Origin of the sequence: Paenibacillus vandeheii (genome assembly GCF_030433635.1) — a bacterium.
GTDB lineage: Bacteria > Bacillota > Bacilli > Paenibacillales > Paenibacillaceae > Paenibacillus > Paenibacillus vandeheii.
Genome location: NZ_JAROCD010000013.1, coordinates 183,835 through 206,675, shown reverse-complemented (window position 1 = coordinate 206,675; position 22,841 = coordinate 183,835). Strand labels below are relative to the sequence as shown.

22 protein-coding genes are annotated in these 22,841 nt (G+C 47.4%); 6 read left to right on the top strand and 16 right to left on the bottom strand.

Translation table 11 applies throughout. The annotated features are described in order from the left end of the window. Window positions 1–2: 2 nt before the first annotated feature. Window positions 3–617: an undecaprenyl phosphate transporter UptA gene (gene uptA / locus P5G61_RS24715; RefSeq protein ID WP_301248863.1), complete on the bottom strand. Its 615-nt coding sequence runs from the start codon at window positions 615–617 to the stop codon at window positions 3–5. Window positions 618–776: 159 nt separating this feature from the next. Between uptA and P5G61_RS24710 the strand changes: the two genes are divergently transcribed. Further along, window positions 777–1,124, top strand: a complete 348-nt coding sequence (locus P5G61_RS24710) for a dehydrogenase (protein WP_301248862.1) — start codon at window positions 777–779, stop codon at window positions 1,122–1,124. A 208-nt stretch (window positions 1,125–1,332) separates the two neighbouring features. On the opposite strand, the gene P5G61_RS24705 is transcribed toward P5G61_RS24710, so the two are convergent. From P5G61_RS24705 to yyaC, 5 genes are all read right to left on the bottom strand, one after another. Next, window positions 1,333–3,585 (bottom strand): O-antigen ligase family protein, encoded by a 2,253-nt coding sequence (locus P5G61_RS24705; RefSeq protein WP_301248860.1) that lies wholly within the window; start codon window positions 3,583–3,585, stop codon window positions 1,333–1,335. A gap of 185 nt (window positions 3,586–3,770) precedes the next feature. Then, on the bottom strand, window positions 3,771–5,048 hold the full coding sequence (locus tag P5G61_RS24700; RefSeq protein ID WP_301248859.1) for a class I SAM-dependent methyltransferase: 1,278 nt from the start codon (window positions 5,046–5,048) through the stop codon (window positions 3,771–3,773). 92 nt (window positions 5,049–5,140) lie between these two features. After that, on the bottom strand, window positions 5,141–5,830 hold the full coding sequence (locus tag P5G61_RS24695; protein WP_024631347.1) for a DUF6483 family protein: 690 nt from the start codon (window positions 5,828–5,830) through the stop codon (window positions 5,141–5,143). A gap of 237 nt (window positions 5,831–6,067) precedes the next feature. Then, window positions 6,068–6,859, bottom strand: a complete 792-nt coding sequence (locus P5G61_RS24690) for an alpha/beta fold hydrolase (protein WP_301248858.1) — start codon at window positions 6,857–6,859, stop codon at window positions 6,068–6,070. 62 nt (window positions 6,860–6,921) lie between these two features. Continuing rightward, window positions 6,922–7,473, bottom strand: coding sequence for a spore protease YyaC (gene yyaC, locus P5G61_RS24685; RefSeq protein WP_363325766.1), 552 nt, complete (start codon window positions 7,471–7,473; stop codon window positions 6,922–6,924). Between the two features lie 167 nt (window positions 7,474–7,640). On the opposite strand from yyaC, the gene P5G61_RS24680 reads away from it, so the two are divergent. Beyond that, window positions 7,641–7,865 (top strand): DUF1128 domain-containing protein, encoded by a 225-nt coding sequence (locus P5G61_RS24680; RefSeq protein ID WP_024631350.1) that lies wholly within the window; start codon window positions 7,641–7,643, stop codon window positions 7,863–7,865. A gap of 201 nt (window positions 7,866–8,066) precedes the next feature. Here P5G61_RS24680 and P5G61_RS24675 read toward each other — a convergent pair whose 3' ends face one another. Next, window positions 8,067–8,792, bottom strand: a complete 726-nt coding sequence (locus tag P5G61_RS24675; RefSeq protein ID WP_301248856.1) for a pirin family protein — start codon at window positions 8,790–8,792, stop codon at window positions 8,067–8,069. 143 nt (window positions 8,793–8,935) lie between these two features. After that, complete coding sequence (locus tag P5G61_RS24670) at window positions 8,936–9,955, bottom strand: asparaginase (RefSeq protein ID WP_079350057.1); 1,020 nt, start codon at window positions 9,953–9,955, stop codon at window positions 8,936–8,938. Between the two features lie 179 nt (window positions 9,956–10,134). On the opposite strand from P5G61_RS24670, the gene P5G61_RS24665 reads away from it, so the two are divergent. The 4 genes from P5G61_RS24665 to P5G61_RS24650 all read left to right on the top strand — a co-directional run bounded on the left by P5G61_RS24665 (window position 10,135) and on the right by P5G61_RS24650 (window position 12,143). After that, window positions 10,135–10,830 (top strand): phosphatase PAP2 family protein, encoded by a 696-nt coding sequence (locus P5G61_RS24665; protein WP_301248855.1) that lies wholly within the window; start codon window positions 10,135–10,137, stop codon window positions 10,828–10,830. A gap of 134 nt (window positions 10,831–10,964) precedes the next feature. Further along, window positions 10,965–11,222 carry a GlsB/YeaQ/YmgE family stress response membrane protein gene (locus P5G61_RS24660; protein ID WP_024631354.1) on the top strand — a complete coding sequence of 86 codons (258 nt, stop codon included), beginning with the start codon at window positions 10,965–10,967 and terminating at the stop codon, window positions 11,220–11,222. Window positions 11,223–11,286: 64 nt separating this feature from the next. Next, window positions 11,287–11,694: a YtxH domain-containing protein gene (locus P5G61_RS24655; RefSeq protein WP_024631355.1), complete on the top strand. Its 408-nt coding sequence runs from the start codon at window positions 11,287–11,289 to the stop codon at window positions 11,692–11,694. Between the two features lie 83 nt (window positions 11,695–11,777). After that, window positions 11,778–12,143, top strand: a complete 366-nt coding sequence (locus P5G61_RS24650) for a DUF5665 domain-containing protein (RefSeq protein WP_024631356.1) — start codon at window positions 11,778–11,780, stop codon at window positions 12,141–12,143. A gap of 24 nt (window positions 12,144–12,167) precedes the next feature. On the opposite strand, the gene P5G61_RS24645 is transcribed toward P5G61_RS24650, so the two are convergent. The 8 genes from P5G61_RS24645 to P5G61_RS24610 form a co-directional block, all read right to left on the bottom strand. Beyond that, window positions 12,168–13,196, bottom strand: a complete 1,029-nt coding sequence (locus P5G61_RS24645) for a magnesium transporter CorA family protein (protein WP_301248854.1) — start codon at window positions 13,194–13,196, stop codon at window positions 12,168–12,170. A gap of 128 nt (window positions 13,197–13,324) precedes the next feature. Next, window positions 13,325–14,098: a sigma-70 family RNA polymerase sigma factor gene (locus P5G61_RS24640; RefSeq protein ID WP_024631358.1), complete on the bottom strand. Its 774-nt coding sequence runs from the start codon at window positions 14,096–14,098 to the stop codon at window positions 13,325–13,327. Next, window positions 14,095–14,547 (bottom strand): anti-sigma B factor RsbW, encoded by a 453-nt coding sequence (gene rsbW / locus P5G61_RS24635; protein ID WP_062325833.1) that lies wholly within the window; start codon window positions 14,545–14,547, stop codon window positions 14,095–14,097. Before rsbW ends, P5G61_RS24640 begins: the two co-directional genes overlap by 4 nt. An 18-nt stretch (window positions 14,548–14,565) precedes the next feature. Further along, window positions 14,566–14,904, bottom strand: coding sequence for an STAS domain-containing protein (locus P5G61_RS24630; protein WP_063566600.1), 339 nt, complete (start codon window positions 14,902–14,904; stop codon window positions 14,566–14,568). Window positions 14,905–14,990: 86 nt separating this feature from the next. Then, entirely contained in the window at window positions 14,991–16,664 is a 1,674-nt protein-coding gene (locus P5G61_RS24625; RefSeq protein ID WP_079350059.1) for a response regulator, read from the bottom strand. 16 nt (window positions 16,665–16,680) lie between these two features. Continuing rightward, window positions 16,681–17,553 carry a CheR family methyltransferase gene (locus P5G61_RS24620; RefSeq protein WP_301248852.1) on the bottom strand — a complete coding sequence of 291 codons (873 nt, stop codon included), beginning with the start codon at window positions 17,551–17,553 and terminating at the stop codon, window positions 16,681–16,683. A gap of 71 nt (window positions 17,554–17,624) precedes the next feature. Next, complete coding sequence (locus P5G61_RS24615; protein WP_301248850.1) at window positions 17,625–21,344, bottom strand: response regulator; 3,720 nt, start codon at window positions 21,342–21,344, stop codon at window positions 17,625–17,627. Next, complete coding sequence (locus P5G61_RS24610; RefSeq protein WP_024631364.1) at window positions 21,341–22,510, bottom strand: PP2C family protein-serine/threonine phosphatase; 1,170 nt, start codon at window positions 22,508–22,510, stop codon at window positions 21,341–21,343. Before P5G61_RS24610 ends, P5G61_RS24615 begins: the two co-directional genes overlap by 4 nt. Window positions 22,511–22,841 lie beyond the last annotated feature (331 nt).

Sequence of the window (22,841 nt, the reverse complement as noted above, 5' to 3'; positions counted from 1 at the left end):
AACTAGACACTTCCCTTCTTTTTACGAACATTCATCCATTTAATAAGTACATAAATAATCATAAGTGCCAGAGCAACGAGCAGAATCGGCATAATATAAGGTGCCGCCTTTTCGTTGATATGTTGCCATTGATCTCCAAGTATCATCCCTAAATATATAAACAATGCAGACCAAGGTATAACAGCGAGTGTTGTCAGCAAAATAAATCGACCCGTATGCATTTTGGATATACCGGCAGGAATCGAAATGGCATGTCTTACGACCGGAACAAAACGCGCCGTGAAAATGACACCTGTCCCATACTTGCGGAACCACTCTTCGGAATGGTCGATGTGCTTTTTCTGGATCAGTATGTATTTTCCGTAACGCTCAAGTACAGGTCTTCCGCCATAACGGCCAATCCAGTAAATAAATAGCTGGGCTATCACACCGCCCACGGTACCAAAAATCATTGCACCGAAAAAATTAATCTGGCCTTGTGAAACGAGAAAACCTCCATATGCCAGTACAATTTCACTCGGAATAACTTCAAGCATTAATCCAAGCATAATTCCAAAGTATCCAAGGCTCTGAATCCAATCGAATAATTGATTGACAATGTTATGAATAACGTCCATCTCGACCCTCTTTCTTCATCCTGATTGGCAGTGCCCTTCGCACCATGGATGTTCGTCCCTATTTTATCACAGGCCTGTAGCTGTTGCTACTTCACCCGGTTGGGATAGTGTCCCGCGGGCAGCCGTTTGCATATGGTATCGGGAGAGGAGCGTGAAAAGATGTCACCCAAATCAGCACCCGGTACTCCCCCGGTAAAGCATAACACCCCAGGCCAAAACCTGCCTTCTGCCCGAGGGATCCGAAGAGCATGCAGCAAAGAGCTGTATCGAACAGCCAAAAAGCTAAAGGTATACATCTCCCCCGAACGGATGAAGCAGGCGGAAGAATTGTATTATGGGAAAGTCATCGCCAACCTGCTCTGGATCGGAGAAAATCGGGATAATCGCAAAAAGTTATGCGAATGGTGGAACGCGGATGTCAGCGCAGAGATTGCGTCTCTATGGGGTGTGGAGGTAGAACCGCTGCAAGGTGCCTTCAAGGAAGCGTTTGGCGGATATCGCCTGTAGATTCGGAGTAATGGACAGGTAACCAAACAGTTTATGTGCAGCAACATGGGGCTTGATGTTGAATTTGAATAGAACCTGGATTGAACCTAAATCAAGCCGTAAAAAACCACTACTTTCGGCGGAAATATGAATTGTTTATCCCATTACATGTTGAATCATTCGTTTTCATGGATTTAGTTCAACATCGACGTTGCGTGAGGCCAGATATTCAGGGATACTTTCCGCTCACTTCTGAAGCAAGTGGATTAAAAGCAAGGATACGCAAATTATCCCCATAACGTAATGCTACTTCATTAAGCCCAAAGCGCCGATCATTTCTCCCCTCCCCTGCTGCCACTTCTTCAGCCAGCTGTCTATACCGTTCGTATAACCTTACTCCAGTAGAAGCGGTCTGCCTTCCTCGTTCAGCATACCCTGCCGCCAGTTCCCTCCGTGATGCCTGTTCCATCCAATATAAAGCCAGGGACTGGCTGGAGGCGTCAAAACGATTGAGGGCTATGGCTTGTTCAAAATAGTTCCCGGCCGACTCTCCTCTACCCGACCGAGCGGCCAACTGCCCCAGCTCTCCGTAGAGTTGGGGGTAAACAGGAGAATAGGACAGGCTCTGCACCAACATCAATTCAGCCTTCTTTGCAGAAAGTGTACGAGACAAGGAGATGGCAATATCCGGCCTGTAGGGGTTGAACTTGTATGCCGCCGTAAGCAGCGCCTTTCGTTCAGCACTTCCTGCATCTTTTGACATTGCTAGACGGTATTGTTGATCTGCCGCCACATGATGTCCAGCAAACCAGGCTGTCCCGCCAAGCCAAAATATGAAGAACAATCCTGTTAATATCAATTGAGGCCACGGAGTCAACTGACGGAAAAAGCGGGGCGGTTTTTTGTAAGCGGCGGCCTCCTGTACAGTTTGCGACGAAAGGGCCCAGCCCCCCAGCCAAATGAACATCATCCAGAGGAAGGTGAAGCTCCAGTCAAAGTCCATTGCACCATGGAGGCCAAAAACAATAACCGAAGGCAGCAGCTGAGGTGTATGCCTCCACATGATTCGCAGGGTGAAAAAGAACCATCCGGCGATGATCAACAGCCCAATTATGCCTGCATCGAGGGCAAGATCAAGGATGCCGTTGTGGACCTCGCCTCCGACATAAGGCGAGGATTGGATGGCGCGAAACATGCTGCGCCATGTCTCTCCCCCGTGGCCCATCCATGGGGCCTCGGTCCAGAGCTTCAGGGCGTCCCGCCACATCTGAAGGCGGGACAGCCCTGTGCCGACACCAGCCGCCATGCGGTCGGCGGTGGAGGCCACGGCCAGGGCTGCGGCGGTGATCCCCGCCAGCCCCGTGGCCGTGAGGGCAGCGGTGCGCGCACGAGCGCCGCTGTGCCACAAACGGCACAGCAGCAGCGTGCCGAGCAGCGCAGCTGCCCACGCCCCGGCCAGTGCCAGCAGGCCGGGCACTGGTGCAGGCGCCAGCTGGGCAGCAGCCAGCTGGCGGTAGAGCCAGGCCGCGCACGCCAGGGGCGCGGCCGTGGCCAGCAGCAGCGGCAGGCGGGCACCGCGCCGCTGCAAAGCGAGGGCGGCGACCGCGGCGCAGCCGGTCGCCAGCCAGGCGCCGCGCGACTCGCTCAGCAGGAGCGCGGCTTGCGCGGGCATGAGCGGCAGCACTGCCGCGATTAGCCGCCCGGCCGACAGCGGCCGGGCTACAGCTCGCGCGGCGGCAGCCAGCCGCTCCAATGCGTACATGCCGGCAACGGCGCCGTACGCATTGGGGTACTGCAGCAATCCGCCGAGCCGGGCTCCGGCGGAGCTGATCTCGGGGTCAGCGGTTCGCATGACCCCATAAGGCAGCGGCAGCACACCGCACGCGGCAAGCACGCCGCTTAACACAAGCAGGCCGCCTGCCATTTGCCAGCCGCAGGCAAACCATCGCGCTCCGTTCGCGCGCGAGGCCAGCATCGCTGTTAGCAGGGCAAATATCGCCAGCAAGCTCCAACGCAGCATCTCATCCAAGCTTCCCTGTACGCTGACAGAGCCTATCCAAGCATGCAGGCCAAACCAAATTGCCAGAGCCAAGGGCCAAAACATCCAGCGGAGATGAGCGTACTGCATAGGGGCCACATACAATCGTTTGAGGTTATTCAACCACTGAGAAATCCCTGGTTTCCCATTTGTCATCGGTGCGTTGAAGCACATCATGAACAGGATCAACCAAATAAGTGCACTGCCTGACGCCATCAGCACCATCGGGTATACGTCCGTAAAATAAAACAATCCCCTGCGTAGACATCCTGCCAACAGTAAAACCACCAGGATTAAACCAAGCACTATCGTTAGTGCTGGCTCTAATAATCGGGAAAACATCATTCCCTGATTTGCTCGGTCCAACTTTTCCACCTTGTCCAAGCTGCCCCAATTATCTGACTTACTCCAATTAACCTTTTTATCCGATTTTACTTCCTCCATGCGTCTACCTCCTTTCACACGTCATCGTATTCATCCAAATTCCAACTAAAAAACAAAAAAAGGCAGAAGCTCCCGTTAGGGTCTTCTGCCTAATTACATGCCTCTGGCACCTTATGTTGTTTTCACGGGACCCTCTTACCAGTATGTCCCGTCAAGGACGATGGCAGACGATCTGCACCAACGATTCAACAGTGATCACAGCGGCTAGGATCTTGGGTGACATCTTTAATGGATTCCCCAATTGAATTCTCTTGGCTTAAATCTGCTCCATCGTTCGGAATAGCTTCTTTCAACTTGCCCCCACCTGGAAGCAAGTCCGCACAAGCCCGCTCCAAATAAGGATCTGCCTGAATGAAGTCACGGAATGCAGTGTATTCATTCCACATGTCCGTTGTCTGCCCGGCCTGACCGCGCACTGCACGGATTAATATGTTTTTTGGCGTATGCTCCATATCGATAAATTCCAGCAGCTGCGTTTTGTATCCCATCAGATCCAACAGCTTCGCCCGGATGGCGTCCGTTGCCAATGCGGAGAAACGTTCCTTCAAAATACCGTGTGACAACAACGGATTCATCACGCTGGATTCAATCTGGTCAAACAGCTCGTGCTGACAGCACGGTACAGACAGAATGACGGAAGCCCCCCAACGAACGGCTTTCTCCAAAGCAGCATCGGTTGCAGTATCGCAGGCATGCAGCGTCACGACCATATCCACTTCATTCAGCTCGTCATAGTCAGCGATGTCTCCCACAAGGAACTTCAGGTCACCGTAATGCAATTTGTTTGCCAGATCATTGCAGTGTTCAATAACATCGGCTTTTAAGTCCAAACCAATAATCTTGAGCGATCTGCGCTGCTGTACAGACAAATAGTGATATAAGGCAAAGGTCAGATACGACTTCCCACACCCAAAATCAACAATCGTAAGTGGACGGCCCTCTGGCAAATGCGGGATGACATCCTGTACCATCTCGAGGAAACGGTTGATCTGTCTAAACTTATCGTACTTGCGGGCCAAAACTCGGCCTTCCTCGCTCATAATTCCCAGCTCGACCAGGAAAGAAACGGGAACTCCATCTTCCAGCACATATTGCTTTTTACGATTATGCGAGAGGTCCACCGCAGTCTTGGAAGCTGACTTGGTCAAGATGGACACTTTATATTTTTTGCTGATCAAAATTTGATAGTCCGCGTCTGCTGTACAGAGCAGTCCTTGACGAAACGTCTCCTCGCATAGCAAAGTCATGCGTTCTGCCGCTTCAGCCGGAGTCAAATTCTCGTGCAGCACTTTGTTGGTATAATGAAATGCGAATTGATAATGCAACTGATTCTTGAGCGTTACCGGCTTGACTTGCACTTTGGTATACGAGACATTGTCCCGTCTGCGCAGCTGGCTCCAGGTCGCTGTAATCAGCGAATTCTGTTCAAAGATGTCTTGTATAAGCTTTCGCAATGAATCCACGGGGGTACATCTCACTTTCGGTTTGGTTTGGTCAACCGTTACCATACCACAATTCCGTTCCCTCTCCAAGTTAAGGTGCGTATTCAGGGGGTTTAACGATTTAGCTCGGCAAGCCCCTCTTCCACTTCCTCGCGAGGCAAGCCCCCTTGCTGCAGTTGCTCATCTTCCAGTTGTCTTAACCTTTCATAGAAAGCCTGCACCTCACCCCGATAATGAATGGGATGACTGTCGTCTACCTGCAACAGTCTGTACCAGCTATTCTCTGCCTGATCATAACGCCCCTGTTGTTCACGATACAAGGCAAGCTGCTTTTCCGTTCGTGCCGGAAGTTCGTATGCTTTCGTTTGCTCCAATATTCCCTCTACACGCTCTGGTGCATCCAGCAGCTTCGGATTAGCCCCATGATTCAGTGCATACAGGTAAAAATGAAGTGATCTCATCAGACGAATAAGTGCTTCATCCTCTGACTCCATTTTTTCATGATCATCTATGCCCTCTACTTTGGACTTTTCATTATAAATGTACGCCTCTTCTTCGATCAGCCTGGCGGCTTGCTGTAGATTGTCCACTTCAATGACGCCGCGAAAACGGAACATCTCAATAACATCCTCGGCAGGCAGTGAGTTCAGCAACGATAAATTCAGGCCAAACTGCCTGCGCAGCAGCTCGTCCAACTCGGACAGAGCCTCCGTGTGTTTTCGCTGTTGTTTGAGTGTAAATACCTTGCCGATCGCTTCTGTCATTTCCTCCATCATACGGAGCAGATAATCTTTCCTGAACATGCTATATGCCCCCTCATCGTTCGATCGTGTACATTCCAGTTTCACTTACATGATCCATTCTCATCATTTTAATTCATGCCATGACAAAAAGCCAAAACATGGTGAATGCCCCCCCATGCTCTGACCTGAACAAATAAAACCCCTGCCGTTCTTGAGCGAACATTGCAGGGGTTTAGCAAGGCCCAGACACTTCGCAAAGAAGGCGAAATCATCTGGTACTATTCATGTTCCAATAAATTACTTCGATAATCCCGTCAAAAATTGTTTAATGACCTGAATTAATTCTTCCGGAGCTTCATACATGCTCATATGACCTGCTCCAGGAATCACAGCTTGCGTAATATGTGGCTTGTCACTTGTAAATGTACGTTCCGGCGGAATGACGGCATCCTTCTCGCCGGCAACCAGTAGAACAGGAAGTGGTGTAGCGGACAATACATCACGGCGGTCCGGCCGTTCCCGCATAGCCAATGCAGCTCCAGCTGCCCCTTGCGGCGCCGTCTGGTAACCGATTTCTTTCACACGTGTCACTTGCGCTGATAGCGAATCCACATGTTCTGGTGCAAACAATCCGGGAACAAGCCCATCCACAAAGTGAACCATGCCTTCCGTCTGAATGGTGGATACTGCACGAAGGCGTTTTTCCTTGCCCTCATCACTATCCGGATACGCTGTGGAATGAATCAAGCCGAAGGCATTCAATCGTTCCGGGTGGCGCTGTGCGATGGAGAGTGCGATATATCCACCCATAGAGTGACCGAGCAAGACAGCCTTATCCACCTTGAGCTCGTCCATTAATTGCAATACGTCATTGCCCATCTGATCGATGGTATAGCTACCTACAGGCGCGTCCGTTTTGCCATGTCCACGCAGATCGGGTACGATGCAACGATAGCTGCGTGCAAGCTCAGGCACAACTTCATCCCAATAGGATGAACTTCCGCAGTATCCATGGAGCAAAATGAGTGCTTCTCCCTTACCCTGTTCGGCATAACAAATCGTCGTTCCGTCACACATCACTTTTTCCATATTAAATCCCTCTCTCTGCGCAAATTAAATTCATTCAAGTTGTATATTATTAAGCCTGCAACTCATATATGAAACGTTTGTCTGTATTTCATTGCTTCGGATACCGCCTCAGCAATCGTTCGGGACATCCCCATAACGAAATGCAGCGAGGTCATCTGAAGAATGGAATAAGGTCTCGGTCCATTCTCATTCACCACAGCAGCCACGCTGTAATGACCAACCGGCGGCAGCTTGCCGCCAACCGATCGGCCCGGAATAAGTGCATGTTCCGCGAGATAGTATGTACCTGCTGCCTGTTTTGGACCCAGACAAGCATCAATGGCGATGATGGCATGATGGGACGGGACAAGCGCCAGCCTCTTCTCCAGCGTATCGGCATCGCAGGGTGAAGCCAGTGTCCCGATCACGTGGTTCACTCCGTACTCCTGCAGCAGGCTCCCTGTCAGCGGACCCAGTGCATCCCCGGTAGAACGGTCCGTCCCGATACAGACAAAGGTAATTTCATCGGGTGAATGAAGTTGGTAGATGTGCTTGAAAAATAATACCAAATCTTCTCCCTGCACCTTTTTGCGGGCTTCCCTGCTTTGATGGCGAACCATTTCCCGCTTGTACACTGTCAATCTCTTTTACCTCCTTTTCACATGTACTCCCTACCTGAAGCTCTATTGTTGTATTCCTCATTTTACCCGATGCTTCGTTACGCCGCAAAAGCATTGGCCTGTGCCTGTCCAAACATGATACAATGACAACAGTTTCCGATATGGAAGGGATGGACATAACGATGGATTTAACGCAAGCAAGCGCAGCCAACATGGAATATATGATTGAAGCGATCAAAACGAAGCTGCGGATGGCCAGTGGAGCTGCCATGCAGGCTTCGGCTTTCCCACTCGACAAGTATGAAGATCTGTTTGACCTGTATGAGATGGTCCTGGGCAAGGAACATCTGAGTATTTCTGAAGTGGAAGCTGTTGCTTCCGAACTGGGTAACCTTCGTAAATCCTAGGCGACATCGTTCATGGAACTTTGAGCGGCTCTTTTTATGAGCTATGAAGGTAAATCATCAACCCGTACAAAGAGGACCTGCCTTCCACGTCACAGTGGAATCAGGTCCTCTTGCAGTTGTTATATTCCAAGACTGTCCTTGCCGGACAGTCTGCTTCATGTTTTAAACCCTATTCCATCGGTTTAAGTTACACCCTTTTCCTCAAGGTAAGTCCACCAGTACAAATTCAGCAGTCTCGCTGCCTGTACCTGTAATTTGCAGATCACAGCTCTTACGGATGCGTGCAGCATCACCCGGCTTGAGATTGAAGTTACCATCTGAACATACAATCTCGATATGACCACTGATCAGGAAGAGATGTGTACGCCTGTCTTCATGTTGAGGGTACATTAATTTTTTGCCGGATTCCAGGTGGGATAGATAGCAAGTTACATCCTGTGAAATAGGTAATGCTCCCTTGGCTGCCTCTCCCCCTTGTCCCGATACAATCGGACAAAGACGGTTCAGTTGCTCCTGAGCCTCCAGTCGACGATTGGTATACGAGGGTTTCAGCATACGCTGGGATGGCAAAAACCACATTTGTAAAAAGCGTACAGGTTCATCCTCAGAGGGGTTAGTCTCCGAATGCTCGACCCCGGTCCCCGCACTCATGACCTGAACTGTTCCCGGTTCCAGCAATTGCTCCGTTCCCATACTGTCCGTATGTTTCAACGTACCTGATATCACATAACTAACAATCTCCAGGTCATGATGTGGATGTCTCTTAAAGCCTTCCTGCGGCATCAGTGTGTTGTCATTATGAGCCAGAAGACAACCAAAGTGGGCATTGCTTGGATCATCATAGTCCGCAAAGGAAAAGCTGAATTCACTGTGTATCCAACCTCGATCCGACGTGTGCCTTTCTTCCGATGTCACTACTTTAATCATATTCATCCACCTCCAAAGGTTTAGAGCTGCCACATCTTCGCAGCAGTTCATGCGTGTATATTTAGAATTCTATAGATCAATACCAGTTGGTATGTCATCTTTACCCGTGGCCCGGAAATTCTAATCACGCCCCTTGCTTCAGGTTATACGCTTTCTTCAGGTGAGTGAAGCTTGAATTCGCTGTCTGCACGCCCTACGACTTTACCCGCATCGTTCCGAATATCAGGTGGATATACCTCTGCCAGTCGTTCGATGGTTTTTCGATTGCTATATCCAATCTGCTCCAGGATGGATTGTGCAATCCAGGCCCATTCTTCTTCCGAACCGTCAAGCACTTTGAACGTGATTCCAAGGCGTTCCTTTTTCAGAGCAAAACCAAACACACCCTTGAAGCCGCCCTTAGCTACAATGTTGCTGTCTTCAAGCAGCACGGAGTCCACGCGTCCGGTTCCTCCTACCATTAGCGGATATTCGTTCATGGCTCCAGTGATGCTCTCTACCGCAGAGCGTGTAGATGGATCTTCAATCAGATCCGGGCAAGCCAGCTTCAAGTATGCGTTCGACAATGCCGATAACGGCAATGAAAATACCGGAAAGCCGCAGCCATCCGTCCCAAGTTTAATCTCTTTCTCTTCAATACCCGCCATGTAGGCCATGGTCTCCAGAATTTCACGCTGTACTGGATGTTCTGGCTCTGCATAACTACCCAAGTCAGCCTGTTTCATCTGAGTGTATGCGAGAATGCCCAGATGTTTACCGGAACAGTTGTGGAGGATACGACGCTTTTCTCCTTGAGCACGCAGCCATTGATTCCGGCTTTCTTCATTCAGGGGATAACTTGGTGCACATATGAGGCATTCTTCTCCCAATCCTATTTTGCTTTCCAACTGCTCCAGCACCTGAATATGAATCGGTTCCGATCGGTGCGAGGAAGACATGATGGCAATCTCCTGAGCTGTCAGACCATAATGCCCGGCAATACCGGCCCGAATCCCCGGAATGGCCTGAAAAGGTTTGGCAGATGAACGGGTAAACGCTCTAAAATGAGGGTCGCCAGCTGAATATACAATCTTGCCGTTCTCATCTGTAATACTTATGTGTCCGTAATGGGCGCATTCCATAACGCCTGCACGGTATTCTTTAATTAACAGGGCACTCTCCATGCGAGTTCTCTCCTTTATACTCCCAAATTCATCTCTGCTTTGCGTCACGACGCCGCATGGGATATCTTAAATAGTATAGTACAAAAGCGACGTTTTTACAGTTTTTTCGACAGACATTTCGGGTAATCCTTTATCAATCTTTATCTACCTACTACCATCACTGAAGGAGACACTCATTTATGCAGCGCAAAACGCATTCATCCTCATCCGGGTTAAATCGCAAAAATTCATTACGTCCACTGCTCAAGTGGGCTGGTGTTGGAATGATAGCCAGCGTTTCGGTCGTCTTCTTGCTGGCGGCTCTGGGAGCGTTGCTTGGTAACGATGCTATCCTTTCATTGGATGACCGTATCCAGCAGCTGGTCTATCTGAACTCGGAATCACGTATTTATCTGCTGCCTTTCATTTCTTTCATTACTGCGCTCGGTTCTTTTAACCTTTCTGCCATGGCAGCTGTCGGTTTTTCAATCCTTTTCTTGCTGCAGCGCCGTCCCCGTTTCCTCATATATGGATATGCGTTACTCAGCAGTTTTGCCATGATGTGGATTCTGAACACCTTATTGAAGGAAATATTCAGACGCAGCAGACCTGAACTGGAACATCTGTTGATCGTTCATGGATATAGTTTTCCAAGCGGTCATGCGATGATCTCAATGGGGTTTTACGGCATGTTATTTGTCATCTGGGCGATTGAAAGACAGCAACGGTTGTCTGGAGTTGCCCTGCCTGTCCTTTGCGGAATGGCATTTATATTCCTGATCGGTATTAGCCGGATCATGCTTGGCGTTCATTATCCAACCGATGTTTTCACCGGATTTGCTGCCGGGCTGGCTTGGATCTGCTGTATGATTCAGGGGATTAAACGCTCCTTCTGAATTGCATTATCCTACATTTTCCATATCATTTCTCCACACGTTGATTGTTTCACCTGGAAGCACGGCGTTTATATACGAAGTAAGCAAACGCGAACAGACAACATCCTACATCAAGTATAAAGGAGGCGGTTGTTATGTGGGGTATCATTATCAGCATTGTGATGGCAGTCATTATTGGTGTAATCGGTGATGCACTTGCCGGTCACAACATGCCTGGAGGAATCATCGGTGCAATGATTGCCGGATTTGTCGGCGCCTGGCTAGGAGCACTTTTGCTTGGTAACTGGGGACCGGTCATCGGTAACTTCGCCGTCATTCCTGCCATCATTGGAACAGCGCTCTTTGTCTTCTTGCTGGGGCTTGCGTCCAGACTGTTCAGACAGGCTGCCTGATCGGTCAACAAGGTGTTCGTTGTTTCGTATCCGTTTTTTAAATTTGAAGAAGGAGTGATTTGACATGAATAAAGCAGAAGAGCAATATCCTGTACAAAGCGGTTCCAATTTCGCCAAAGGCATTTTCATCGGAGGTTTGCTGGGTGCTGCAGCTGCGCTGCTCTTTGCCCCTAAACCAGGACGCGAATTGCGTGGTGACCTTTCCGAGAAAGTGGGCATCGTTACGGATCGCACGAAAGAAGTTGCAGCAGTTGTAGGTGATAAAGCTTCCGAACTGGCTAAAACGGTCTCTTCCAAAACTTCTGATATTGCAAAAACAGTAAACCAAGGACGTAATGACGTCATGGATTCCGTGAGAAAAGCTTCCGCTGATGTAGCGAATGAAGCAACCAAGGCGACAGAAGAAGTGGCTGCTGCTTCTGTAGAAGCCAAGGAAGATACACGTAAAGAAATAAACTCGACCAGCCTGTAAGGCTTGTGATCGAGTGACCAATAGCCAGCTGTATTCCAGCTGGCTATTTTTTATCCACACCGCGAGATTAAAGGAGGAAGAACATGAGTAAAGTCACAATGAACGGCAATACGCCCATTACCGGAGGAAAACCCGCACAACAGTATGATACCAGTGAGCACCCTTTTGAATTGCGTCATGAGGTAAAACGTCTGAACACAAGGCTGGATCAAATTGCTGACAGTCTGGAAAAATCTCAAATCAAGGATATTATCGAAAATTACAGCAGTCCCAAAAAACGCATCATTACCAATTTTACAGCCGGTATGGCACGTGGTTTGGGTTTGACCGTAGGGACCTTTGTTGTTCTTGGTCTGCTCGCCTTTATTCTTAGTCAATTCGTGAATATGCCGATTGTAGGACAATACATTGCTGACTTATTGGGATACATTGAAGATTATAAAAAATAAAGGAAGCATGTGATGCTTCCCAAGTCATTGCCTTCGTTTACCAATGCCACGTTTCTCTGTTTCCTTAACTGACGGCTGGGAGGACTTTACTTTGAGCAGATCCCCTGTCCAGCCTTTCATCATCATCCATACATACATGCCGACCATGCTAATGATGATAAGTACAAGGACAAGTACAACCCCCCAGGTTTTATCGATCCAAGGCAGATTCTCAAAGTTCATTCCCCATATGGCTCCAGCAGCCGTTGCGGGCGTGAATACCGAGGTAACGAGGGTCAATGTCTTCATAATCTCATTGCCACGCACCCCTGAAATCGCATTATCAATGGAAATCAGCGTATCGATCTCTTTCTCATAATGTTTGAACAAACGCTCCATGCGTTCGATCCGGTGCTGGAGCTGCTGAAAAAATCGGTTCTCCTTCAGCTCGTCCAGATATGCCTCCCTGGCGGCAGCCATCAATTCGGAATACGGAATGAACAGGTTACTCCAATATAGCAACTCAAATCGGGCAGCAAGAATCTGATCCATCAGCGTTCGTGCATTGCGGGATTCCATCGTCCGCTCCAAATCACGCAGGTTCATCTCAAATTGATCCATGCCCACATGGTAATAATGCAAGATGGCTCGAAACAGCACAAACATGCCGTCCCGGGCTTCATTGCATTGTTGCAACATGGCTGCACGTTCACCTGTATTCATAATCCCTCTGGTATTGTCATCTACATTCAAGGTAACCAGTCTTTCTTGATCCACATAGAAAAACATCTGATTATCTTTACGTTGATCCTCTCTTTCATTCTTGACCGCATATAATAATGACCCGAATATGACGGGCTCCGTGCCGTTCATGAAGCGGACAGAGAGGTAATTGGACTCTACCTCCGGTATTTTGCGAAGCCAGTACTGCATTTCTGGAAATTCGCTCGTTAGTTCCTCCAAGGCTTCTGCCATACTTTCCTCATCCGGTGCCACCCAGTCCCACCATTCCCAATGGTCTGAATAGGTAGCCTTGTCCCGACGCGCTTCCAGTTTGACTTTATCCACAATCACTAACATCCACTCCTGCATTCATACTGTTCATTAAGAAATCATTGATCCCAAAAAAGGACACGTATGCATTCCATTGGAATCACGTGTCCTTCTTTATGCCGTGCTCAATATCATCACCGATCTGCATCTCATAATAAAGAGGCGTTCGACATAATCTGTTTTAATTTCTCAGTGGCTCGCTTCTGGATACGGGATACACTCATTTGGGATACTCCCAGTTTCTGAGCAATTGCCCGCTGCGACTGACCATCCTGAAATGCCAAAATAAGCACCTTTTGTTCCTGTTCCTTCAACTGTCCCAATGCCTGCTGCAAGTCCATCCGCTTCTCGACCGAATCGAAGTCATTTACATCTGAACTGATCAGTTCGCCCAATGTGGCTGCACTCTCATCCTGTGAAAGCGGAGAATCCAGTGACACATAGTGGTAACATTCCCGACCAGCCAAGACTTCGATGGTTTCCTCAGGGGTTAAATCCAGGTATTCTGCAATCTCGTTCACACCTGGTGAACGCTCCAGCTTCACTGTCAATTCATCAATCGCATGCTGGACAAGTGCTCCCTTTTCCTTAATTCTGCGGGGCACCTGAATATACCAGGACTTGTCCCTTAAATAATTTTTCATATGACCGATCATGCTCTTCATGGCATAAGGTTCAAACGGAATACCCAGATTGATATCGTATTGCTTAAGCAAACGAATTAGAGCCATCTGCCCGGTCTGATACAAATCTTCATATAGATCGGGTCGGTTCCGCGCAATTTTACCTGCTGCCATTTTCACCATCGGTTCATATTTGCGGATAAGAACTGTTGCAATTTCGTTATCCTGGGTCTGCTGGTATTCCCAGATCAAACCTATAGCTTCAGACATGGACTCTGGGGGAGTCACTTTTTCATTCATACTTTCTCCTCACTTCTTGCAAGACGTTTTACGAGTACTACTTTCGTACCTTTGCCCGTCTCACTTTCCACACTGACATCATCCATCAGAGCTTGCATCAGGTAAAATCCAAGTCCACCGATTTGGGCATCAGACAGTTCTTTGTCATGAAGGCCTGCGCGGGATACCGCCGGGTTAATGTTCTCGAAGCTGGCACCTTCATCTTTGACGGTAATGGCTAGCGTGTCACTATCCACTTCGAACACAACCTCTACCATGCCGCCTTCGTGTGAGTAAGCATACAATACTGAGTTATTACAGGCCTCGGATACAGCAACCTTCATATCCTCAATGTCCTCATAAGAAAATCCCATTTTGGACGCAACACCATATAGATTGAGTCTTACAATATCAACGTAATCAGCTGTCGCCGGTAAATTAAGGGTGACTCTTTGAACTTCTGCATTCATTCCTTTTTCGATCCTTTCCTATTGGGAATTCTTCTGTGAGACAAAGAATTTGGCAATACCCGTCATATCAAAAAGTTTCTGAATTTGCGCAGGAACTTCCTGTACTTCAAAGCGAGCTTCCATTCCATGCCGTGCTTTCAGAACAGATAACAGGATACCAATCCCTGTACTATCGATGTACTTCAGATCCTGCATGTTAATAATCAAATCTTGTTCCTTATTGTCCACGAGTGGCTCCATCACCAAACGGAATTCAGGAGCAACTGACAAATCCAGTTCGCCAGTCAGATACACCGTGCACACACCATCAAGTGTTTCTGTTCTTGCATTGAATTTTTCATTTTTGTTTGTATTCATTAGACATCTCTCTCCTGATCAATGGTTTCTTTACCTAATAACCCATCTACAGCACATATGAAACAGTAATCGAATTAGCAAATATTTCAATTGGCCTGATTTATGGCCGATGTTTTGGATTTGAACAATCGCCTTTCTTCCTGAAATCGGGACAACTTCTGTTTCACATTGCCCATTTTCACAGGTTTGCTGATGTAATCGTCCATACCTACAGTGGAACATCGCTGCTGAATACCATCCATGACATTAGCGGTCATCGCTACAATAACCGGCTGCTGGTCTTGAGGCAGGCTCTCACGAATTCGGCGAGTACACTCCAATCCATCCATCACAGGCATTTGTAAATCCATAAATATATAATCATAGTTGCGATTCGCCAACACCATATCCAGTGCCTTCTTGCCATCCTCGGCGATATCTGCAATGAGTCCAAGCTTGCTCAGCATGATGGACATTAGTTTCTGATTAATGGGGTGATCATCGACGATTAATACGCTTGGATGCATTTCATAATTTTTAATATCCGTATGCTGATCTTCCCCCATACCATTCGTGAGCTCAGTTTCGACATAACGCTGCGCCTGAATGGTAAATACAAACGTTGCTCCACGCATCTCCGTCGTATCCAGATATATCTGTCCACCCATCATTTCAACAAGCGTTTTGCATATAGCCAACCCCAGACCGGTTCCTCCATACTTGCGCGTCATGGATGTATCCAGTTGGGAAAACGGCTGGAACAGGCGGTCGACTTTGTCTAGAGCTATACCTATTCCGGTATCTTTTACAGCAAACTCCAGCGTCATTCGCCCGTCCTTTTCTTCATTAACGGATACGATCAGATACACACCGCCATGGTCCGTGAACTTGATGGCATTCGCAATCAAATTCAACAAAACCTGACGCAGCCTTGCCATATCTCCATAGATCAATTGAGGTACCGAATCTTCCAGGAAATATTCCAGCTCAATATTCTTTTTGCCGGCTTCTGCCGCAAACAGTTTCAGTACTTCACGAATACAGGAAACAAGTTCAAACGGATGCTCTTCCAGTTCCATTTTTCCGGATTCCATCTTGGTAAAATCAAGAATATCGTTAATCACCGTAACAAGTGCATCCGCACTACGACGTACAATATCCACGTATTCCTTCTGATCTTCCTTCAGCTCCGTTTCCATCAACAGATCAACCATACCGATAACGCCATTCATGGGTGTGCGAATCTCATGACTCATCATGGCAAGGAACTCGGTCTTCGCGTTTGCAGCGATTTCCGCTTCCTCTTTGGCCTGAATGAGCTGCTGATTCATCTTCTCCAGTTCCTGCGTCTTCTGGTGCAGAAGCATGGTCTGTGTTTTCAAACGTTTATTCGTGATAAACATTTCCACAAAGCCCTCGATCTTGGACTTCAAAATCTGAGGAATAAACGGTTTGACCATATAATCAATGGCCCCCGCGGAATAACCTGCAAATAAGTGCTCTGCCTCTCTGCTATTGGCAGAAATGAAAATGATCGGCACGTCCTTGGACTTGTCACGCGCCTTGATTAATTTTGCTGTCTCAATTCCGTCCATCCCAGGCATCTGCACATCAAGCACAATGACCGCAAATTCGTCTTTCAGCAAACAGCGGAGTGCCTCTTCCCCGGAGGTTGCCTTGACGAGCTTGTACTGTTCCGATTCCAGAACCGCTTCGAGAGCGAGCAGGTTCTCGGGGCGGTCATCTACCAATAATATGTGGATTGGTTCATTGAGCCCCATGACTAAGCCTAACCCCCTATTTAATCTTCCGGTATATTTTTTCCGTCCGGTCTAACGGCTCGTAGGCATCGCTGAATTCCGTAAAATGTATTGATTCTTTAGAACCCAGAACAAGGATGCCAAAGTGGCTCAAACTTTCATGAAAAAGTCCGTGCACATGGTTCCGCAGTTCATCATTGAAATAAATCATGACATTGCGGCAAAAGATTACATTAAACTCGTTAAATGAACGGTCTGTTGCCAAATTATGCTCGGCAAAAATAATATTTTTGCGTAAATAAGGATGAAAAATAACAGAATTATATTTGGCCGTGTAATACTCTGAAAATGCACGGGTGCCCCCGGCTTCAAGGTAATTTGTAGTATATAGTTTCATTTTCTCGATGCCATATACGCCTTCCTTGGCCTGCTGCAAAGAGCGATCATTCATATCTGTCGCATATATTCTTGCCTTGTCGTACAGTCCTTCCTCGTGCAGCATAATCGCCATGGAATAGACTTCTTCTCCTGTGGAACAGCCGGCATGCCATATTCGGATATACGGATATGTTCTTAAGATCGGAATAATCTGTTCGCGAAACATTCGGAAAAGCGTAGGATCACGAAACATTTCCGTCACGGGAATGGACAAGTTCTGTACAAAACGATCAAACGCAGAACGGTCATGCAGCACCCGTTCTTGTAACCCGGAAATGGTCTTAACGCCTTCGGCATGTGCATAATGCCAGATTCTGCGCTTTAATGAAGGCAACGCATAGTTTCTAAAATCATATCCATATAAACGGTGCATACCTTCCAACAGCAACTCGATCTCGATCAGCTCACGCTCTTCATCTTGCGGTATGCGGATCGATTCTGCCTCCGCCTCGGTAGGTTTCCACGGTGTCATATTTTCTCTCCACTTCTTCATTTGTTACTTGCGTATTAGATGTATTGTCTTTCATTACCCAAACTATTGGGTTACGAATACAGCCATACCCGCATTAAGGATAACAATTGATCCGTTTGGATCGGTTTTTTCACATAATCGGATGCTCCAGCCTCAATACACTTGCCACGATCATCTTTCATCGCTTTTGCGGTTAAGGCGATAATTGGCAATTTTTCGAATCTCGGTATTTGTCTGATCCGCGTCATGGCCTCATAACCATCCATTTCCGGCATCATCATGTCCATTAGCACCAGATCGATTTCCGGGTTCTTATCCAGAATCTCCAGAGCTTCACGGCCGTTCTCTGCAAATGTCACATCCATCCGATAACCTTCGAGCACACTTGAAAGGGCAAATACATTACGGATGTCATCATCCACAAGCAATATTTTCTTACCTTCAAACAAGGTTTCCTTGTTATGCAGTTTCTGCAGAATTCGACGTTTGTCTTCCGGCAGGTTGGCTTCTACCCGGTGCAGGAACAAGGTCGTCTCATCGAGCAGACGTTCAGGTGATTTCACGTCCTTGATGATAATGGACTCCGCATATTTGCGAAGCTTCATCTCTTCTTTACTGTCCAGCTCTTTACCTGTATAAATAATGATCGGCAGATCATTCAAATATTGATCATCCCGAATCTGATCAAGCAATTCAAATCCGGTCATATCTGTCAGCATCAAGTCCAGCACCATACAGTCATAGCGTTGACTGTGCAATTCATTCAAGGCCTCACTGCCGGTGGACACTGCCGTGATTGCAACATCATCGTGACCGATCAGTTCAATGATTGCTTTCCGCTGAATTTCATCATCTTCCACAATCAATAGACGTTTCAATTGATTCTCTGTATAGGATTCGATATGCGAGAAAGCTTTATCCAGCGAATCTTTACTGGAAGGTTTTTTCAGATAAGCTATGGCTCCCATCATCAAACCTTGTTTCATATCATCGATTACCGAAATCACATGGACCGGGATATGGCGTGTCGCGGAGCTGCTTTTCAGTTCGCCCAGAATTGCCCAGCCATCCATGACAGGCAACTGAATATCAAGGATTATCGCATCCGGCAAATATTGACGGGCCATTTCGAGTCCTTTGTCTCCCTGAAGCGCCACAATAGCCTTAAATCCTCTGCCTCTCGCCATATCCATCAAAATATGCGCAAAATTCACATCATCCTCAATGATAAGGAGAATCTTGTCGCCTTCCATCAGGTTCTTCTGATCATCTTCCAGTTGGGCAAGTACAGGTGAGTCGGGTTGAGGCATTTTCATAAACGAATTACTATCCGGATCCGATGTATGGACCATCTGTCTGCCTGAACGCATCGTCCACGTCTCTCTTGCAGACTGTTCGATCTCAGAAGAAGCAGCAGCTTCTGTCATAGCTTCGTCCACCTGAATCTCTTCTTCGTGATTATCCGGCAGGTACAGAGTAAAGCTGCTGCCCACACCTTCGGATGATTCGACCTGAATGGCACCACCAAGCAGGCGAGCAAGTTCGCGACTGATGGACAGTCCAAGGCCCGTTCCGCCATATTTGCGGCTCGTTGTACCATCCACCTGCTGGAATGCTTCAAAGATCAAATCGGTTTTGTCCGAAGGAATTCCGATTCCGGTATCCTTCACGGTAAAGCCTACATATTCCTGATTCGTATTCAGGTATCCAGGAAGCTCTTCCATTTTCATCTTCCGTCCAATCAGGCTTACCGATCCCCGGTTGGTAAATTTGAACGCATTCGACAACAGATTCCGCAAAATCTGCTTCACGCGATGGCTGTCGGTATATACCCATTCCGGCAAATTGCTGTCGAACTCAATGTTCAGGCTGAGTTCTTTTTTGTTCGCCATTGGGCCGAAATTCTGTTGAACAAAGCTGGTCAGTTCATCCATGCGAACCGTCTCATAGTTGATGTCCATTTTGCCCGCATCCACCTTGGACAGATCCAAAATTTCATCAATCATTTTCAGCAGATCTGCACCCGACATATAGATCGTTTGGGCATATTCCTGCTGTTTAACACTCAGATTTCCATCCTTGTTCTCCGATAACAATTGGGACAGAATCAAAAGACTGTTAAGTGGCGTACGAAGTTCATGCGACATATTTGCCAAAAATTCGGATTTATACTTGCTCGTCATCGACAATTGCATGGCTTGCTGTTCAAGCTGTGTTTTCGTTTTCTCAATCTCGTCGTTCTTCTCTTCCACTTCACGAACTTGTTCTTCCAATGCTCGTGTCTTGGCAATCAGTTCGGTATTGAAGTGCTCCAATTCTTCCTGTTGACGTTGAAGAAGCTCTTCCGAACGTTTGAGGGCCCCCGTCTGCTCTTCCAGATTTTCATTGGAACGGCGCAGTTCTTCTTGCTGGGTCTGAAGTTCTTCAGATTGAACCTGTAATTCCTCCGTAAGCGCCTGGGATTCGCGCAGCAGTTCCTCCACCCGCAAACGGCGGCGAACGTTGTTAAGAATGACGCCCAGATTCATAATCAGCTGCGAGAACAGCTGTGTATGCAGGTTCGTGAACCCTTCAAACGAAGCTAGTTCGACCACACCAATCAGTTCATCTTCAAATACGACAGGATAAATCATCACTCCCGAAGCACGCGATGATCCCGTTGCTGATCCAATGTTCACATAATCCTCCGGAGTTTTTTCCATGATTATTGGAGTCATATCCAATGCGGCTTGTCCAATTAATCCCTCTCCGATCCGGTAAACCTCTTTGCCAACATCTTCATTCTCTTCAAACGCATAAGCACCATAACGTCTCAGTTCGTCCGGATGCTTCTCTTCATCGATCAGATATACAACGCCCAGTTGAGCTCCAAGTACAGGCGTAAATTCACTGATAAACATCTGTGAGATCTGGCGAATGGAGCCAATACCTCGCAGCAATTCCGGAACTCTGGCTATGTTGGAACTCATCCAGTTCTGATCTTGCTGTGCTTGTAAATAAGCTTTCTCTACTTCCAATTTCTCCTCCAAATCATTGGAGACATCCTTGAACACACTGGCAATCTGCCCAATCTCGTCGGTGGACTTCACCTGTATACGACGAATGGTTCGATAGCGACCTTTACCAAAACTGGTAATCATCATCGACACCGTATTCAGACCACGCGTAATACTAGGCAGTACCCACATAATAACCCCGAGAGCAAGCAGTAGCCCCGCAATCATGATGCCTACTGTAATCTGAACTGCCCGTGTATATGCTGCGTTAGCAGCCTTAATTTCGCTATCAATCTCCTGATCCTGGAAACGGGAAAGTGCATTTAGACTGTCCACAGCTTCCTTTTGCACAGCAAGACCCGTTGAATTCCTGTAGTTGTTACCATCTTCCGCACGTCCTTGAGACATCAAGCTGACCTGTCTGTCAGCATAAGAATTATAAGAATTCCAAGCCACATTCACACGGTCAACCAGTTGATGCTCCGACGCACTGTCAGCCCGTTCACGAACTTCCTTAAGGTAACCTTCTCCCCGTTCCTGCATTTCCTTAAGCTCATTTTCTGCAGTGCCGGTTGAGTTATTCGGGTTAAGCAACAAGTTAGCCAGCACTTTCGCGATATCATTAACCTCTCCACGTACGGATGAGGTGTATCTGACCTTTAAATATCGCTCCTGGTACATTTGGTCAACCTGTTTATTGCTGCTGTTCAGCCGTTCGTAGCTCACAAACGTAAGCACGATCAAGATGGCCATCAGAGCGGTAAAGCCGATCAGCAGTTTATTTCTGATTTTCATTCAGCTTCGCCCCCTTTATTTAAGGTAATCCAGACCAAACATTTATCATCATCCCGCTCTTGCGGAATTTCATCATCGAAGAATAATGCCTGCATGGCCGCTTCATCCCATTGGTGGGAGCCCGCCAGTTGTTCCTTCAGAAATGCTTGCTGCATTTCCTGGTCGCCCTGAACGGCTTCGGTTAATCCATCCGTATACAGCGCAATGTGCCCGTCACCTTCATAGTGAATCGTCTGTGGTTCAATGTCCATCTTGTCGAACAAACCGACAGGACAGCAGACGCTGTCAAACGTGGTCACACTTCCATCATGACGGAAAAAGAGTGCTGGTGGATGGCCTGCATTCACGTAGTCAATCCGCTTCATTCGGGTATCTACGACCAGATAGATCGCTGTAAAATAGTACTGCACCAGCTGTTTTTCCAGATGCAGCTGATTAAAGCGACGATTCAGCTCCTGAATGACCTTCTCCGGGTCTACATACGTTGTAACGGTGTCTTTCAGCACGGAAGCAATAAACATCGTAAATAGTGATGAAGATATCCCATGCCCCATCATATCCAGCAGCAGAACTCCATATCTGCCTTCACCAAGCGGATACCAAGAATACAAATCACCCGCGAGTTCAAACGAAGGTTTATAAATGGCATTAACGTGAAATAGCGGATCTTCAATAGCAGGGCTTAACACGGCATTCTGTACCATCGCCGCAAGTTTCAGCTCATCTTGAATTCGCTGATCCCGCTCTTTATGCCAGTCCTTCTCTTGCTTCAGACGAAGCGCAAGACGGATTCTGGCCATCAGTTCCACTTTATTGATTGGTTTGGTCACGTAATCGGAGGCCCCTGCATCCAGCGCCTCGGCCAATTTCTTAGAATCTCCGATCGCAGTAACCATAATAATAGGTATATCCTTGAGATTCTCAAATTTCTGCACAATGCTGCAGGCTTCGATTCCATCCATCTCCGGCATCATCATATCTAGCAAAATCAGGTCAATATCCGACGGTTTGGGACGAAGTTCATTGTTTTCCTCCCCAATCCCTAGAACTTCAAACATCTCCATGGCAGAACTTGCCGTTACAATGTCACGATAGTTTTCTTTTTTCAGAATTTCTCGAATGATAATGACATTCGTCGGATTGTCGTCAACAATAAGTATTCTCATTTCTATCTCCTTATCTGTGGCGTCCGGGTTTGTCGATTCTTATCAGGTCCGCTAACAACCTTAATTATACAAATTTCGCGTTCAAGACAGCGGTAGACATAATAATTCCTAGTCTAACTATAATCGTATTATCAAAAAACTTCTATCAGTAAATGGCACCATCGTAGGAGAATTCCCCCGCTTGTCACCCTGTTTTTGCTGCGTTCTGATCCCGCTTCCAAACTTGCAAAAACATAGATAAGGAATGGGGATATCCCCATTCCTTATCTATGTTTTTGGTTAAGCATTTTGCATCATCAAATGAAAAGCTCCTTTGATTCAAGCAAAATAC

What these genes read in the sequence shown, in the direction of transcription:
- P5G61_RS24710 (WP_301248862.1), top strand. Translation starts at nt 777, where the DNA reads ATGTCACCCAAATCAGCACCCGGTACTCCCCCGGTAAAGCATAACACC.
- P5G61_RS24615 (WP_301248850.1), bottom strand. Translation starts at nt 21,344, where the DNA reads ATGAAAATCAGAAATAAACTGCTGATCGGCTTTACCGCTCTGATGGCC.
- P5G61_RS24650 (WP_024631356.1), top strand. Translation starts at nt 11,778, where the DNA reads ATGAGTAAAGTCACAATGAACGGCAATACGCCCATTACCGGAGGAAAA.
- uptA (WP_301248863.1), bottom strand. Translation starts at nt 617, where the DNA reads ATGGACGTTATTCATAACATTGTCAATCAATTATTCGATTGGATTCAG.
- P5G61_RS24660 (WP_024631354.1), top strand. Translation starts at nt 10,965, where the DNA reads ATGTGGGGTATCATTATCAGCATTGTGATGGCAGTCATTATTGGTGTA.
- P5G61_RS24610 (WP_024631364.1), bottom strand. Translation starts at nt 22,510, where the DNA reads ATGAGAATACTTATTGTTGACGACAATCCGACGAATGTCATTATCATT.
- P5G61_RS24690 (WP_301248858.1), bottom strand. Translation starts at nt 6,859, where the DNA reads ATGGAAAAAGTGATGTGTGACGGAACGACGATTTGTTATGCCGAACAG.
- P5G61_RS24670 (WP_079350057.1), bottom strand. Translation starts at nt 9,955, where the DNA reads ATGGAGAGTGCCCTGTTAATTAAAGAATACCGTGCAGGCGTTATGGAA.
- P5G61_RS24665 (WP_301248855.1), top strand. Translation starts at nt 10,135, where the DNA reads ATGCAGCGCAAAACGCATTCATCCTCATCCGGGTTAAATCGCAAAAAT.
- P5G61_RS24620 (WP_301248852.1), bottom strand. Translation starts at nt 17,553, where the DNA reads ATGACACCGTGGAAACCTACCGAGGCGGAGGCAGAATCGATCCGCATA.
- P5G61_RS24655 (WP_024631355.1), top strand. Translation starts at nt 11,287, where the DNA reads ATGAATAAAGCAGAAGAGCAATATCCTGTACAAAGCGGTTCCAATTTC.
- P5G61_RS24705 (WP_301248860.1), bottom strand. Translation starts at nt 3,585, where the DNA reads ATGGAGGAAGTAAAATCGGATAAAAAGGTTAATTGGAGTAAGTCAGAT.
- P5G61_RS24675 (WP_301248856.1), bottom strand. Translation starts at nt 8,792, where the DNA reads ATGATTAAAGTAGTGACATCGGAAGAAAGGCACACGTCGGATCGAGGT.
- P5G61_RS24640 (WP_024631358.1), bottom strand. Translation starts at nt 14,098, where the DNA reads ATGAATGAAAAAGTGACTCCCCCAGAGTCCATGTCTGAAGCTATAGGT.
- P5G61_RS24695 (WP_024631347.1), bottom strand. Translation starts at nt 5,830, where the DNA reads ATGTTCAGGAAAGATTATCTGCTCCGTATGATGGAGGAAATGACAGAA.
- P5G61_RS24625 (WP_079350059.1), bottom strand. Translation starts at nt 16,664, where the DNA reads ATGGGGCTCAATGAACCAATCCACATATTATTGGTAGATGACCGCCCC.
- P5G61_RS24680 (WP_024631350.1), top strand. Translation starts at nt 7,641, where the DNA reads ATGGATTTAACGCAAGCAAGCGCAGCCAACATGGAATATATGATTGAA.
- P5G61_RS24630 (WP_063566600.1), bottom strand. Translation starts at nt 14,904, where the DNA reads ATGAATACAAACAAAAATGAAAAATTCAATGCAAGAACAGAAACACTT.
- rsbW (WP_062325833.1), bottom strand. Translation starts at nt 14,547, where the DNA reads ATGAATGCAGAAGTTCAAAGAGTCACCCTTAATTTACCGGCGACAGCT.